Source organism: Citrobacter sp. 21OH12SH02A-Citro (assembly GCF_027919895.1).
Classification (GTDB): domain Bacteria; phylum Pseudomonadota; class Gammaproteobacteria; order Enterobacterales; family Enterobacteriaceae; genus Citrobacter; species Citrobacter braakii.
This window is the reverse complement of the sequence record NZ_CP114801.1, coordinates 2,268,315-2,283,119: the sequence shown is the minus strand read 5'-3', so window position 1 is coordinate 2,283,119 and position 14,805 is coordinate 2,268,315. Positions and strand designations below refer to the sequence as shown.

At 51.0% G+C, this 14,805-nt stretch carries 15 protein-coding genes; 6 read left to right on the top strand and 9 right to left on the bottom strand.

What is annotated here, in order from left to right; translation table 11 throughout:
• Positions 1-75: 75 nt before the first annotated feature.
• Entirely contained in the window at positions 76-1,026 is a 951-nt protein-coding gene (gene uspE / locus O6D90_RS11085; RefSeq protein WP_016153204.1) for a universal stress protein UspE, read from the top strand.
• 48 nt (positions 1,027-1,074) lie between these two features.
• Here uspE and O6D90_RS11080 read toward each other — a convergent pair whose 3' ends face one another.
• A complete protein-coding gene (locus O6D90_RS11080) occupies positions 1,075-1,335 on the bottom strand; it encodes a DUF2534 family protein (protein ID WP_003020403.1) in 261 nt (86 codons plus the stop codon).
• 243 nt (positions 1,336-1,578) lie between these two features.
• On the opposite strand from O6D90_RS11080, the gene O6D90_RS11075 reads away from it, so the two are divergent.
• Positions 1,579-2,610: a mechanosensitive ion channel family protein gene (locus O6D90_RS11075; RefSeq protein WP_218731497.1), complete on the top strand. Its 1,032-nt coding sequence runs from the start codon at positions 1,579-1,581 to the stop codon at positions 2,608-2,610.
• A 201-nt stretch (positions 2,611-2,811) separates the two neighbouring features.
• Here the strand turns inward: O6D90_RS11075 and O6D90_RS11070 are convergent, their stop codons facing one another.
• Positions 2,812-3,219 (bottom strand): cupin domain-containing protein, encoded by a 408-nt coding sequence (locus O6D90_RS11070; protein ID WP_192575225.1) that lies wholly within the window; start codon positions 3,217-3,219, stop codon positions 2,812-2,814.
• A gap of 216 nt (positions 3,220-3,435) precedes the next feature.
• Positions 3,436-3,819 (bottom strand): VOC family protein, encoded by a 384-nt coding sequence (locus tag O6D90_RS11065; RefSeq protein WP_016156627.1) that lies wholly within the window; start codon positions 3,817-3,819, stop codon positions 3,436-3,438.
• Positions 3,820-3,936: 117 nt separating this feature from the next.
• Between O6D90_RS11065 and O6D90_RS11060 the strand changes: the two genes are divergently transcribed.
• Complete coding sequence (locus tag O6D90_RS11060) at positions 3,937-4,707, top strand: DeoR/GlpR family DNA-binding transcription regulator (RefSeq protein WP_016153208.1); 771 nt, start codon at positions 3,937-3,939, stop codon at positions 4,705-4,707.
• 107 nt (positions 4,708-4,814) lie between these two features.
• Here the strand turns inward: O6D90_RS11060 and mppA are convergent, their stop codons facing one another.
• Complete coding sequence (mppA, locus tag O6D90_RS11055) at positions 4,815-6,428, bottom strand: murein tripeptide ABC transporter substrate-binding protein MppA (protein ID WP_016153209.1); 1,614 nt, start codon at positions 6,426-6,428, stop codon at positions 4,815-4,817.
• Positions 6,429-6,612: 184 nt separating this feature from the next.
• Between mppA and mpaA the strand changes: the two genes are divergently transcribed.
• Positions 6,613-7,341, top strand: coding sequence for a murein tripeptide amidase MpaA (gene mpaA, locus O6D90_RS11050; protein ID WP_016153210.1), 729 nt, complete (start codon positions 6,613-6,615; stop codon positions 7,339-7,341).
• Here the strand turns inward: mpaA and ycjG are convergent.
• On the bottom strand, positions 7,316-8,281 hold the full coding sequence (gene ycjG, locus O6D90_RS11045; RefSeq protein ID WP_271143307.1) for an L-Ala-D/L-Glu epimerase: 966 nt from the start codon (positions 8,279-8,281) through the stop codon (positions 7,316-7,318). The two genes, mpaA and ycjG, sit on opposite strands and share 26 nt — an antisense overlap.
• A 115-nt stretch (positions 8,282-8,396) precedes the next feature.
• On the opposite strand from ycjG, the gene tpx reads away from it, so the two are divergent.
• The gene (gene tpx, locus O6D90_RS11040) at positions 8,397-8,903 is read left to right on the top strand and encodes a thiol peroxidase (protein WP_016153212.1); all 507 of its coding nucleotides are present in this window, start codon (positions 8,397-8,399) and stop codon (positions 8,901-8,903) included.
• A gap of 53 nt (positions 8,904-8,956) precedes the next feature.
• On the opposite strand, the gene tyrR is transcribed toward tpx, so the two are convergent.
• From tyrR to pspE, 4 genes are all read right to left on the bottom strand, one after another.
• A complete protein-coding gene (tyrR, locus tag O6D90_RS11035; protein ID WP_016153213.1) occupies positions 8,957-10,501 on the bottom strand; it encodes a transcriptional regulator TyrR in 1,545 nt (514 codons plus the stop codon).
• A 147-nt stretch (positions 10,502-10,648) separates the two neighbouring features.
• The gene (locus O6D90_RS11030) at positions 10,649-11,710 is read right to left on the bottom strand and encodes a YcjF family protein (protein ID WP_016156628.1); all 1,062 of its coding nucleotides are present in this window, start codon (positions 11,708-11,710) and stop codon (positions 10,649-10,651) included.
• Positions 11,707-13,104 carry a YcjX family protein gene (locus tag O6D90_RS11025; protein WP_016153215.1) on the bottom strand — a complete coding sequence of 466 codons (1,398 nt, stop codon included), beginning with the start codon at positions 13,102-13,104 and terminating at the stop codon, positions 11,707-11,709. The genes O6D90_RS11030 and O6D90_RS11025 overlap by 4 nt, the downstream gene beginning before the upstream one ends.
• 142 nt (positions 13,105-13,246) lie before the next feature.
• Positions 13,247-13,564: a thiosulfate sulfurtransferase PspE gene (pspE, locus tag O6D90_RS11020; protein ID WP_016153216.1), complete on the bottom strand. Its 318-nt coding sequence runs from the start codon at positions 13,562-13,564 to the stop codon at positions 13,247-13,249.
• Positions 13,565-13,792: 228 nt separating this feature from the next.
• Between pspE and O6D90_RS11015 the strand changes: the two genes are divergently transcribed.
• A complete protein-coding gene (locus tag O6D90_RS11015) occupies positions 13,793-14,803 on the top strand; it encodes a LacI family DNA-binding transcriptional regulator (protein ID WP_016156629.1) in 1,011 nt (336 codons plus the stop codon).
• Positions 14,804-14,805: the final 2 nt, after the last annotated feature.

Here is a 14,805-nt window from a genome sequence, read left to right as displayed (position 1 = left end):
TCCCCTGTTTCAATCCACATTATTGGGTTACTCTTTTAATTACAAACTGCGATGACAGTTGTAAGGAGACCCTGTATGGCTATGTATAAAAATATGCTGGTCGTCATCGATCCAAACCAGGACGATCAACCAGCATTACGGCGAGCTGTTTATTTGCATCAACGGATTGGTGGCAAAATTAAAGCCTTTTTGCCAATCTATGACTTTTCCTACGAGATGACTACCCTGCTGTCGCCCGATGAGCGTACGGCAATGCGTCAGGGGGTCATCAGCCAGCGAACAGCCTGGATCCGTGAACAAGCAAAATACTACATCGAAGCAGGGATCCCTCTTGAAATTAAAGTGGTATGGCACAACCGTCCCTTTGAAGCCATCATCCAGGAAGTCATTAGCGCTCAGCATGACCTGGTCCTCAAAATGGCACACCAACACGACCGCCTCGAAGCCGTAATTTTCACGCCTACCGACTGGCATTTATTGCGCAAATGTCCAAGCCCGGTATGGATGGTTAAAGATCAGCCATGGCCTGAAGAGGGTAAAGCGCTGGTTGCGGTGAACCTCGCCAGTGAAGAGCCTTATCACAACGCGCTCAATGAAAAACTGGTCAAAGAGACGCTGCAACTAGCAGAACAGGTTAACCATACTGAAGTGCATCTGGTTGGCGCCTACCCTGTTACGCCAATCAATATCGCAATTGAACTACCTGAGTTTGACCCCAGCGTTTATAACGACGCGATCCGTGGACAGCATCTGCTGGCCATGAAGGCGTTGCGCCAGAAATTCAGTATCGATGAGAAAGTGACGCACGTTGAAAAAGGATTGCCTGAAGAGGTCATTCCTGATTTAGCCGAGCACTTGCAGGCGGGTATTGTAGTACTGGGTACCGTCGGTCGTACCGGTATTTCTGCCGCGTTCCTTGGTAACACCGCTGAACAGGTTATCGATCACCTACGCTGCGACCTGCTGGTCATCAAGCCGGATGAATATCAGACGCCAGTTGAACTGGATGATGAAGAAGACGATTAACCACACAACTCAATGCCGGATGGCGATCTCATCCGGCATAACAAACGCTTAGTGTTGCTCTTCGCCGCCGAGGAAATAGATTCCCAGCGGGATAGCCAACAGAATCGTAAACACCATGCTGTAGACACAAATCATTGCCGATTGAATGGCGTACATTGAAGCGGTCCAGTCGGATAGCGGAATGTCATACTGTTCAATCACACCACCGATCGTCGCTCGCGTCACGACCGACGCTGCGATAATAAACACCCCAAGCAGGCACAACAGAAACTTCCGTCCCTTCGCTGTCTTCAGCTTAGCCATGATCATAGTACTGTCCTTTTGCAGATGAAAACCTTGTTACTTTGCGCTAACAATACCATGACATCAACTGACTGTCTGCTACATAAACCGCTTTCAGGGTGGATACCAGCGCTATTTCGCCGAAAATAGCGCTAATTGCATTATATATCTCCCCTATGGATTAATGATCTGACCGCCAGAACTGAGTAAAATATTCGAGGATTAGGATATCAGAAGATATTCCACTACCACGGAGCTGTTGGAAGAATCATGATCGCTGAACTGTTTATAAATAATGCGTTTAATTTGACGGTAATTCTCAGCTGCTGTGCCACGCTGGTTCTGATGAGCGTCTGGTATCATCGTGGAGAGCGTCGCTGCAAAGGATTCATATTTCATGCCGCGCAATTTTTTATCTATGCCATTATCATCGGGACGTTAGGCAGTATTGCTAATAACGTTATCGAAAATTACAGCCTGAAATTTATCTCCTCGAGCGTGGTCGACTTTATCTGCACCTCGTTGATTGCGCAGATCCTCACCATCAAACTTTTTCTGGTAATTAATCAGTTTGAAAAGACGCAGATTAATAAAGGCAGAGATATCACCAGCGCGAGGATCCTGTCGCGAATCATCAAGATTACCATCGTGGTTGCCATCATTTTGCTGTATGGCGAACATTTCGGAATGAGCTTATCCGGCCTGTTAACCTTCGGCGGCATCGGCGGTATCGCTGTAGGTATGGCAGGCAAAGACATTCTGAGCAACTTTTTCTCAGGGATTATGCTCTACTTCGACAGACCCTTTAGCATCGGCGACTGGATCCGCTCCCCGGACCGCAATATTGAAGGTACAGTTACGGAAATCGGCTGGCGAATGACCAAAATAAACACCTTCGATCATCGTCCGTTATATGTCCCAAACTCGATTTTCTCCTCTATCAGCGTAGAAAACCCAGGAAGGATGACGAACCGCCGCATCAAAACGGTGATCGGGTTACGATATGAAGATGCTGATAAAGTCAGTGCCGTTGTCGAGTCGGTCAGAGAAATGCTGCAAAACCATCCGGGAATAGACCAGAAACAAACCCTGCTGGTTTATTTTAATGAATTCGCCGATTCATCGCTGAATATCATGGTGTATTGCTTCACGAAAACCACCGTGTGGGAGAAATGGCTTGCGGTACAGCAGGACGTTTATTTAAAGATTATTTCGATAGTCAAGGCACACGACGCCGACTTTGCGTTCCCCAGCCAGACGCTGTATATGGATAATCCTGAAGCATCGCCATCGACACACTAACAAAAGAAAAGGCGCGGAAATCCGCGTCTTTTTTCTGCACTTATTTCAATGAGGCAATATCAATGACAAAGCAGTACCAGCGTCAGAGTTGGAATATACGGATTCAGGTCATGTAGATACGGGACTGTATCAATAATCAGCTCAAAGTGATTCACTTCGGGCATCGGATTCTTTACCTGCAGAACGCGTGCCCCGCACAGCTCAGGGGAGCAGATTGTACTCAGCGTCGCTTACCGGTTCAAGCCACTCGTTCGATGCGCCAGCGGCCGGGATTTCCACAGCGATATGGGCAAACCAGCTATCACGCGCGGCGCCGTGCCAGTGTTTCATTCCCGCCGGGATGTGTACGACATCACCAGTTTTCAGTTCACGCGCCGGTTGATTCCACGCCTGATACCAGCCTCTGCCGCCGGTCACCAGCAAGATTTGTCCCCCTTGATGATGGATATGCCAGAAGTTACGACAGCTCGGCTCAAATGCTACGTTACCAATGACCACGCCTTCCATGGAGAGCATGGTCAGATAGCTGTCGCCAGTGAAATATTTCGCATACGCTTCATTTTTCTCTCCGCGAGGAAAGACGCTGTTACCATCAAATTGTTGATTCATATTCTCCGCGCCGGCGCTGGAGACGGTATTCCGTTGATTTTGCATTTCGACTCTCCAAAACGGTGGCAGCACGCGCCACCGGATGCTGAAAACTATAAAAATTATAGAGACTCGACAGGCGGGTGATTAGAGGTGAAAAGAAGGACAACCTTATGAATCATGCTCATCAATAGTCGGTAACAGGTACAACATTTCTACTGGAGATGGCGTGAAGCCTTAGGCCACAATTTCAATCAAGTTGCCGTCAGGATCGCGTATCACCGCTTCGTAATAGCCATCACCGGTGGTGCGCGGACCAGAAACTAATATCCCCTGTTCTTTTGCTCGCATCGCCATGGCATCAACGTTTTCACTGCCGCCAACTGAAATGGCGAGATGCACCCAGCCTGAGGTGTTATTGTCGGGAGCATGTTTTGTCAGTCCAGGCTTAGTCATTAACTCAATCGCGATATCCTCACCAATTTTGACAAAATAGGATTCAAATCCAGGATTGGTTTTACTGCAGTATTTTTCGTTGATCTTTGCGTCAAAAAACGTGACCCAGAATTCAGCTTGTTGCTCAAGATCCCGTGTCCATAACGCCACATGCGCAACCTTCATAGCTAACCTCTTCTTGTTGTATCCAAACAATAGGTTCCCTAAAGGGATGTTGACATCGTGAACCATAATGCACAATTATGCTTGTTATTGCTCGATGTTTATTTCACTGGAGTATTGATGCTCGATTACGCAGCATTCCCTGAACAGCGCCAGGCGCTTATCTATCAGATCTTGCAGGAAAACGGCAGAGTCATCTGTTCCGAACTCGCCAGTAGGTTAGGCGTTTCGGAACATACAATCCGTCGCGATCTGCATGAACTGAGTAAAGATGGCGTGTGTAAAAAAGTCTATGGCGGCGCAGTCATTGCACTCCCTGAATCCGAAGACATCACCGTGCGCAAGAGTATTAATGTGGCGAAAAAGAGCAATATCGCGCAGAGATGCGCCCGGATGGTCAAATCCGGAAGCTGCATTTTTATCGACACGGGCAGTACTAATCTGGCGATGGCTGAAGCCCTACCCGCCGAGCTGGCGTTAACCGTGGTAACAAATTCCCCGGAGATTGCCGCCGTTTTACTAAAAAAACCACTGTTTGATGTCATTATGCTGGGCGGCACGGTGCAACGATCTTCTGGAGGGTGCGTGGGTGCCACCGCTATCTCGCAGGTGCAGGGCATTTTATTCGATCAGGGTTTTATTGGCGGCTGCGCGATGTCGCCTGAATCCGGCTTAACCGGATTTGATTACGCGGATTGTGAGTTCAAAAAAGCGGTGATCAAACAGTGTAATGAAACCATTGTCGCGCTGACGGCTGAAAAGATCCCGGCCGTCGCCCGTTATGTCGTTACCGAAAGCAGCAATATCGATGTAATTGTCGTCGAGGAAAATATCAGCAAAGAGTATGCCACAGCGTTTCAGGCGCACGACATTCGTATTTATACAGTGTAACCCATTCTATTGGGTGATACTTTTCCATTGCTTTCATGACCCACCTTCCCTACAACCTTGTCTGTTCGGGAAATCGCCAATGCAACGTCCCGAACAGGCCAGCTATATCAGTGCTTCACAATATACATTGTGCGGCTATAAGCCACATCTTCAGGGTTAGTAATCGGATACCCTTTCAGCCACGGTTTAATTAAACGCCCGTTGGTGTACTGATAAATCGGCGCAATGGGAGCCTGTTCCATCAGAATGTTCTCCGCAGCGTTATAATCAGCATTGCGTGCTTTCTGCGTATTCTCCAGGGTTGCCTGGGTCAACACTTTATCGTACGCCGGATTATTAAAGCGGGAGATATTGCCCGTATGGGTTGATGTTAATAGCGACAGGAACGTAGATGGCTCATTGTAATCGCCCACCCACGAGGCGCGGATCACATCAAAATTACCGGTATTGCGGCTATCGATATAGGTTTTCCACTCCTGGTTTTGCAGTTTCACGTCAACGCCGAGATTTTTCTTCCACATAGACGCGACAGCAATAGCAATCTTCTGATGATTTTCAGAGGTGTTATACAGCAGCGTCAGTTTAAGTGGTTTCTGTGGACCATAGCCCGCCGCACGCAGCAGCGTTTTCGCCTGAGCGTTCAGCTCTTCCTGACTCATTTGCTCAAACGGTGAAGGTTCCGGCACAAACCCTGCCGTTACATCCGGCGTAAAATGCCATGCGGGCTTTTCGCCGGTACCCAGAACTTTCTCCGCCATCAGGCGACGATCGATAGTCATGCTGAGCGCCAGGCGCACGCGTGAGTCGGCAGTCGGTCCCTTCTGGGTATTAAAGGCATAGTAGTAAGTGCCAAGCTGCGGCGGGGTGTAAACCTGGCCCGGGATGTCCTTCAACAGTTTCTGATACATGTTTTTCGGGAACGACTCGGTAATATCGATATCACCAGCAAGATAGCGCTTGGTCGCTGCCGATTCCTGGTTAATAGGCAGGAAGGTGACTTTTTGCAGCACCGTTTTGGCGTTGTCCCAATAATGCGTGTTCGGCACAACGTCCAGTTTTTCGTTCACCACGCGATCTTTGAGCACATAAGCGCCGTTACCAATTAGATTACCCGGTTTGGTCCAATCTTTACCGCTCTCAACGTTAGCTTTTTGTACCGGATAGAAAGCAAAACTCGCCGTCAGATTGGCAAACCAGGGCAGCGGTTTATCCAGTTGGACCTTCAATGTACGCGCATCGATCGCGCTAACGCCGAGCTTATCTGGCGAGGCTTTTCCATCGATGATCGCCTGTGCGTTGTTAATACCCGCCAGCGCAGCAAACCAGGCAAACGGCGACAGCGTTTTCGGGTCAACCAGACGCTGCCAGCTATAGACAAAATCCTGCGCCGTTACCGGCGTACCATCTGCCCATTGCGCATTGTCGCGCAGCGTAAACGTCCAGATACGGTTATCGTTACTTTTCCACTGAGTGGCAACACCGGGCACAATCTCGCCCTTCTCATTCTGGTTGACCAGCCCTTCAAATAAATCACGAATAACCTGAATTTCAGGAAGCCCGACGGCCTTTGCCGGATCCAATGACGCCGGTTCGTCTTTGATATGACGCACCAGTTCTTGCTTTTCTGCCAGTACCGTTCCGCTGGGAACATCAGCAGCCCAGGATAATGAAATGCTGCTTACCAATAGCGCACAACAGGTTACTGAAACAGAATGCTGCATAAAATACCCTCAATTCCGGCTACTAAGTGAATGTGTAATTATTTGTATCGCCAGCAGGAAATGCAATTAACTTTCGACAAGGAAATAATATTACATCTGAAAAGATAAGTGTGTGAAAACGATTTGATTATCCATACATTTTGCACAACACTGCGAGTAACAATCCACGCATTCAGAGATGACTATGACCGTTACCCGACCCCGTGCCGAGCGCGGCGCATTCCCACCTGGAACCGAACATTACGGACGTTCATTATTAGGCGCGCCGCTAATCTGGTTTCCCGCAATGGCGGCCGATCGTGAAAGCGGTCTGATACTGGCAGGAACGCACGGCGACGAAAACGCATCGGTTGTCACCCTTTCCTGCGCATTGCGTACGCTTAATCCTTCCTTACGTCGTCACCATGTGGTGCTGGCGGTTAACCCTGACGGTTGCCAGCTCGGGCTGCGCGCAAATGCGAACGGAGTGGATCTAAACCGTAACTTTCCCGCTGCCAACTGGAAAGCGGGTGAAACGGTGTATCGCTGGAACAGCAGCGCAGAAGAACGCGATGTGGTGTTGTTGACCGGCGAAAATCCGGGCTCAGAACCAGAAACCCAGGCGCTGTGCCAGCTTATTCACCGAATTCATCCTGCGTGGGTGGTCTCTTTTCACGATCCGCTGGCCTGTATTGAAGATCCCAGGCGCAGCGAATTAGGCGCGTGGCTGGCGCAGTCGTTTGAATTACCTCTCGTCACCAGCGTAGGTTATGAAACGCCCGGCTCATTTGGAAGCTGGTGCGCAGACCTGAACTTACACTGTATAACCGCCGAATTTCCGCCCATCTCTTCAGATGAAGCGAGCGAGAAATACCTGCTGGCCATGTCCAATCTCCTGCGCTGGCACCCTAGAGATGAAGTTGTCCGGTCGTAAAATGCAGGGCCGGCTCCGCGTCGCTGGCAAGCCAGGTAGGGCCATCAAGATCGGCAAAGTTAACCTGCGGCGTAAGGGGTAACGCCGCGCCAATCGCCCGGGAAGTACACAACATGCAGCCCAGCATTAGCGCAAATCCCTGCTCGCGGGCTTCGGTTGCCAGCGCCAGCGCCTCCGTCAGGCCGCCTGTTTTATCCAGTTTGATATTGACCATTTCATAGCGCCCGTGCAGCGCTTTCAGGCTGCTGCGGGTGTGGCAGCTTTCATCTGCGCAGATCGGCAGCGGATGCACAAAATTTTCCAACGCGGCATCGTCCTGCGCTGGCAGCGGCTGCTCCAGCATCGCCACCCCTAAATCAGCCAGAAGCTGGCAGCGTGCCGCCAGACCTTCTGCCCGCCAGGATTCATTGGCGTCGACAATAATCGTGGCATCAGGGACTGCTGCACGAATAGCAACCATCCGCTCGCTAATCAAGCGCGCATCCAGTTTAACTTTTAGCAGTTTCGCGCCATTTTCCCACAGTGCAGCCGCACTCACCGCCATTTGTTCCGGCGTGCCAATTACCACTGTTTGCGCCGTCGTCACCACTTCCGCCAGTTCACTTCCCACCAACTCTGCCAGTGACAGTTGCTGTTGACGCGCACTCAGATCCCACAACGCGCAGTCCACAGCATTACGCGCGGCTCCCGCTGGCAGCAGCTTTTGCAGCTCTTCACGCGTCAGTCCATTTTCCAGTTGTGGGGCAATGCTCATAATTTGCGCCAGCACTGAGGCATCGCTTTCACCATAGCGCGGATACGGTGTGCACTCGCCGATACCCGTGACGCCGTTTTCTGCCACTTCAACCACCACCACATGCGCTTCGGTTCTTCTCCCACGGGCAATAACAAAGGGAGTGTGCAGCGGCCAGGCTTCCTCATATACCTTAACTGTTCTCATTTGCTTTCCTTAATGCAGTCCCTGAAGCGGATATCCGCAAATAGCGTTTGCCGTGTTAACTGCTGATGGCATAAACTAGCCTCGACGTTAACTATATGTAAACAGGAAGATAACCATGTCACAAACCGTTCATTTCCAGGGCAACCCGGTTACAGTTGCCGGCTCAATTCCTCAGGCCGGAAGCAAAGCTCAGGCTTTTACCCTTGTGGCTAAAGACCTGTCTGACGTTACGCTGGGCCAGTTCGCAGGCAAGCGCAAAGTGCTGAATATTTTCCCAAGCATCGATACCGGCGTTTGTGCGGCATCGGTACGTAAGTTTAACCAACTGGCGACAGAAATCGACAATACCGTCGTACTGTGCATTTCGGCCGACCTGCCATTCGCCCATTCACGTTTTTGCGGCGCGGAAGGTCTGAGCAACGTTATCACGCTGTCCACCCTGCGCAACGCAGAATTTCTGAAAAACTACGGCGTAGAAATCGCTGAAGGCCCACTGAAAGGTCTGGCCGCACGTGCCGTGGTCGTTATTGATGAAAATGACAACGTCGTTTTCAGCCAACTGGTCAATGAAATCACCAACGAACCAGACTACACTGCTGCGCTGGACGTACTGAAAGCTTAAGCCACGTCTGCATACAAAAATGCCTCCGCAGGGAGGCATTTTCATTTACCGTGTTACTCTTCGCTTTTTTTCTGCTGGCTCAGGCCGTATTCACGCAATTTGTTGGCAATCGCGGTGTGCGAAACGCCGAGGCGCTTGGCAAGTTTGCGCGTGCTGGGATAATTCATATAAAGCTGCGTCAGCACAGAGCGTTCAAAGCGGCTGGTAATTTCATCCAGCGATCCTTCCATCACCTCTTCTCCGACCGCAACCGTTGCCGCATCGTAATCCGGCAGTAAAATATCCTGCGGCCGCAGCTCATAGCCTTCAAGCTGGGTCAGCGCCCGGTAGATGGCATTTTTAAGCTGACGCACGTTGCCCGGCCAACCGTAGCGGGTTAACACCGTGCTGAGATCGGCAGACAGCTTCGGACGCGGCACGCCCTGCTCGTCGGCGAAGCGCGCCACAAACAGTTCGGTAAGCGGCATAATATCCTGCGGGCAATCGCGTAGCGGCGGCAGATTTAGCGTCAGTACATTCAGACGATAATAGAGATCTTCACGGAAAAGCCCTTTCTGCACCATTTCCACAAGGTTCTTTTGCGTCGCGCAAATCACGCGGACATCAACATGAACTTCGTGATCTTCTCCCACGCGGCGGAACGTGCCGTCATTGAGAAAACGCAGCAATTTGGTCTGCATACGCGGCGACATTTCGCCAATTTCATCTAACAGAACCGAGCCGCCATTCGCCTGCTCAAAGAAGCCTTTTTTGCCTTCCGGGGCATGGCCAAACAACTCACTTTCGACCGCATCTTCAGGAATTGACGCGCAGTTCAGCGCCAGATACGGCTTCGACGCACGCGGGCTTGCCAGGTGGCAGGCATGGGCAAAGAGATCTTTGCCGGTGCCGGTATTACCAGTAATCAGCAGCGGCGCACTCAGTGTCGCCAGCTTACGCGCCTGTTCCACTACGTGTTTCATTTTGGCGCTGACGGCAATAATCTGGCTAAACGCGCTCAGATCCTGCGTAGTCATATTTTGCAGCTGACGCCCCATCCGGATGGTGGAGCGCAGCATGACAACAGCACCAGTCAGCATCTGCTCCTGATTTTCACCCTGCAAATGGACAGGCGTAATCTCCATCAGGAAGTTCTGTCCGTTAATTACGACATGCTCGCTATGAGAATCCTGCGGATTGCTTTCGAGCCAGCGCTGGAAGTTAAACCCATTGATTAACTGGGCGGCGGTATGATTGCGCATCCGATCCTGAGTGTGCGCGAAAAGCTGACAGCTCGCAGGGTTCGCCATCTCGATTTTGCTTTTCATATCCAGAGAAAGGACCGGTTCTGGTAACGCCTCAAGCAGCGCACTCAGCGCAAGATGTTCTCGTTCGGAAGGCATCCAGGGCACGGTACGCACATCCGTAACCCCTGAAATACGGCGGATTTCAGCCATCAGGCTACTGAAGTTGGTGAACTCCAGTTCCGCAAAATTGAGGTAAATCCGCCCGATGGGGTCAATCTCGATACCGCGTAAATCAATGCTTCTCAGCACCAGTAAATCGAGCAATTCGCGGGTCAGACCAAGTCGGTCTTCACAAAAGACTTCCAAACGCATAGGAACCTTCACCTGGACAAGGGATTATGTATTAAATGATAAGACAGTATTGGGTTTGCAGGAAGAACTCTGTCAACAAATATTGACAGCTCGCTGGAAAATCAGGCGCCAGGACGTAAAGTTAAACGACTGGCGCCCAAATTTTAGCTAACTTTCGCGCGGCGATTTGTTCTTTTGTAAGGTTTCTTTCACCTGACCAATCAGTTGACGGCGAAAATCGCCCAGTCGTGGCTTATCGTCATCGATCCACGGCAGCGGTCGGCAAAGTTCCATGGCTTTAATACCCAGACGCGCCGTTAATAATCCCGCGCCAATACCCTGCGCGGCACGCGTCGATAAGCGAGCGGCTAAATCCTGCGACATCCAGTCCATTCCCACTTCCCGCACCAGCTCACTGGCCCCGGCAAAAGCGATATTTAGTAGCACCAGGCGGAACAAACGCAGGCGGCTGTAATAACCGAGTTCAATGCCATACAGCGATGCGATGCGATTAATCAGCCGCAGGTTTCGCCAGGCAATAAACGCCATATCCACCAATGCCAGCGGACTGACGGCAATCATCAGCGTGGACTCCGCCGCTGAACGGCTAATCTCACGTCGGGCCTGCGCGTCCAGCACCGGCTGCACAAGATGGGCATACAGGTTGACGACTTCGCGATCGTTCTGCGTTTCATGAATTGAGGCATACCAGCGCTGTAGCGCCGGATGGGACTGATCGATACCCGCCTGCTGCGCCAGCTTTTCGCAAAATGCACGACCTTTTCCGGTTCCATGGCTGTGGAGCAGATCTCGCGCTTCATCACGCTCGTGCGCACGCTGGCGCAAACGCCATAGCCGACGCCACTCGGTCGCAACCGATCCGACACCTGCGCCGATAATCAATGCGCCAGCGGCACATCCTCCCAGCGCGACCCAGTCCTGAGTCTGCCAGGCGTTCATAGTCCATTGTACGCCCTGAGCGACAACGCTCGCGCCAAACAGCGCCAACCCGCCCATCACCATTTTGCGCCACAAACTGCGTTTGGGGCGTAGGGCCGCATCAATGACGGCTTCTGCCTGACCTTCGTCTTGCAGAGGTTCATCCACTGTCGCCGGAGAAAAAGTCTGCGCCTCTGTTTCATTGAACATCTGCTGCGCTTTAAACGCCGCGTTTTGTTCCACGTCCAGCGGACCTGAGAAATCGATACGCGGTTTTAACGGCTCGCTCATCGCAATTTATCTCCTATTAAAAACTCCATCGCGGCATCAAGACGAATATGCGGTAAGGGTTTATCAACATCCATAACCTGCGGGCGAAACGCTTCAAACTGAAAGCCCTGGCTGTCCCAGAATGCTTGTCCAGGTAAACGCGCGGGCACTTCCCCCGGATAAACGGTTAGCGGTTCACCATCGCTCAGACGATGACCACGCAGCGCCGGGATCTTTTCGCCCTTCACATCGATCAGGCCGCTGGTGGTTGCCTGTACTGATGCCAGTCCCAGACAATCCATGCTGATACCTTCAAACGCGGCGTTTTGCCAGGCGTCCTGGATCAACTGCTGCAATAACGACACCATATTGGCGTGCTGATCGACCGTGACGTGGTCGGCTTTGGTGGCGGCAAACAGCAGTTTGTCGATCACCGGGGAAAACAGCCGACGAAACAGCGTACGCTGTCCGTAATGGAAGCTTTGCATCAGTTGGGTGAGTGCCAGACGCATGTCGTTAAACGCCTGTGGCCCGCTGTTGAGCGGTTGCAAACAATCGACCAGCACAATCTGACGGTCAAAGCGCAGGAAGTGATTCTTATAAAATCCCTTCACGACTTTTTCACAGTAATAATTAAACCTGTCGCGCAGCATGCCTGCATTGGTGTGTTTGTCTGCCTGCGCCAGCTTCGATTCCCCCCAGGCATCAACGTCCGGCCACGGGAAGAACTGCAGCGCAGGAGCGCCCGCCATATCTCCGGGCAGAACAAAACGGCCCGGCTGAATAAAATGCAGTCCCTGCTGCTTGCACTGGTGCAGATACTCCGTCCAGGCGGCAGCGATTTCCGCCAGACGGTTTTCATCAGCAGGCGCCAGCGGATCCAACCCCTGGCATAACTGCCGCCATCTTGCCGACCATTCGCCCCGCTGTCCCTGTAATAATCCGGTCATTTGCCGCGACCAGCTGAGATAATCCTGGGCCAGCATCGGTAAATCGAGCAGCCACTCCCCCGGATAATCGACGATTTCCAGGTACAGCGTGGAGGTGTCTTTAAAGTGGCGCAGCAATGAATCATTGGATTTGTAGCGCAGCGCGAGGCGTATTTCACTCACGCCGCGCGTAGGTGTCGGCCAGGTCGGCGGTGAGCCATACAGCTGCGCCAGTCCCTCATCATAGGTAAAGCGCGGAATACCAAAATCGCGTTGTGGAACCCGTTTAACGCCGAGCAGACGCTCTTCGCGCACGCAACTGAGCAACGGCAGACGCGCACCGGCATGAATATTGAGTAACTGGTTTACCATCGCGGTAATAAACGCTGTCTTACCGCTACGGCTAAGTCCGGTGACAGCCAGGCGCAAATGCCGGTCTACGCCGCGATTAACCAGCGAATTGAGTTCATTTTTAAGTCGCTTCATCGCCATCCCGTTTTGCTGAAGGAACCGAAGAAATTATAACAAACAGGAAGTAAAGATAGGGGTCAATTCTTACTTATCAACTACCTGAGCTGTAACAGGCGGCATTATTCTTACCGCCTGGAGCAGAAGGAATGCGAGCGGTTTATTGATTCTCTACTTTAGGAAGCGCTATCTGATTGATGCCACCTTCGTTGGTCACCTGCGTGTAGCCCATTTCCGTCAACATATCCTTCGCCTGCCCCGATTGACGCCCGGAGTTGCAGTACAGCTTCACGGTGTCGGTCTTATCAGGAACTTCAGCAGCGATACGCGCCTTCATCTCTTTTAATGGAATGTTGACCGCCCCCTGAATATGCTGCTGTTGATACTGTTCAGGAACGCGAACATCAATCCAGTGCTCGGCTGCAAAAACCGGCATGCCGATGACCAGTGCCAACGCTAATACGCCTTTTTTCAACATAATATCTTCCTGACTGATAGTTGGATTTAACCAACACACTATACGCCAGTTCTTAAGAAAATATTGCGATCGCATTATCACCCTCTGCACCCGTGGACGAGACTTCCTCTGGTTGCGCATACTGCGGTTAGTTTTTTGATTTTTCTGCCCGCATTCCGATATTGTTGTCATTCGCCAATTAACTCCATAATATGTTCGCCATTGACTCTCGGACGGAGCTTGGGATCTATGTCTCCTACCATTTATGATATTGCACGAGCCGCTGGCGTATCAAAATCCACGGTATCGCGCGTGCTTAATAAGCAAACCAATATCTCGCCGGAAGCGCTTGAAAAAGTGCTGCGTGCTATTGATGAGTTACAGTACCAGCCCAATAAACTTGCTCGCGCACTCACCTCTTCCGGGTTTGATGCAATAATGGTGATATCTACCCGTTCAGCAAAAACAACCGCCGGTAATCCGTTTTTCTCTGAAGTGCTGCATGCTATTACTGCCAAGGCTGAAGAGGTCGGTTTTGATGTCATATTACAGACTTCGCGAAGCACTGAAGATGATTTACAAAAATGTGAGAGCAAAATTAAGCAGAAATTGATCAAAGGTATCATTATGCTGAGTTCTCCCGCCGATGAATCTTTTTTTGCAAGGCTGGATAAATACAACGTACCGGTCGTGGTTATTGGAAAGGTTGAAGGCGACTACGCCAATGTCTATTCTGTAGACACAGATAATTATCGCGACAGCATTACGCTAACTGATGCGCTGATTGAGAGTGGGCACCGTAATATAGCCTGTTTGCACGCGCCGCTTGATGTTCATGTTTCTATCGATCGCGTTAACGGATATAAAGCCAGCCTTCAGGCGCATAATATTAAAATGCGCGATGAATGGATTGTTGACGGGGGCTATACCCATGAAACAGCCCTGCTTGCTTCACGAAAATTACTGAGTCAGCAGCCGTTACCCGATGCCGTATTTGCCACCGACAGCTTGAAATTAATGAGCTTATATCGCGTGGCGGCTGAGAAAAATATAACCATCCCGCAACAACTTGCCGTTGTGGGCTACAGTAATGAGCTGTTGTCTTTTATGCTCACGCCCGTTCCTGGGGGAATTGATGTGCCTACCCAGCAGTTGGGTGAACAAAGCTGTAATTTATTATTTAACCTGATTGCGGGCGAGAAAGGATTACAAAATATCACGGTGAGCACACAAATATCGCTGTCCGACTCACTGGTGTAAAA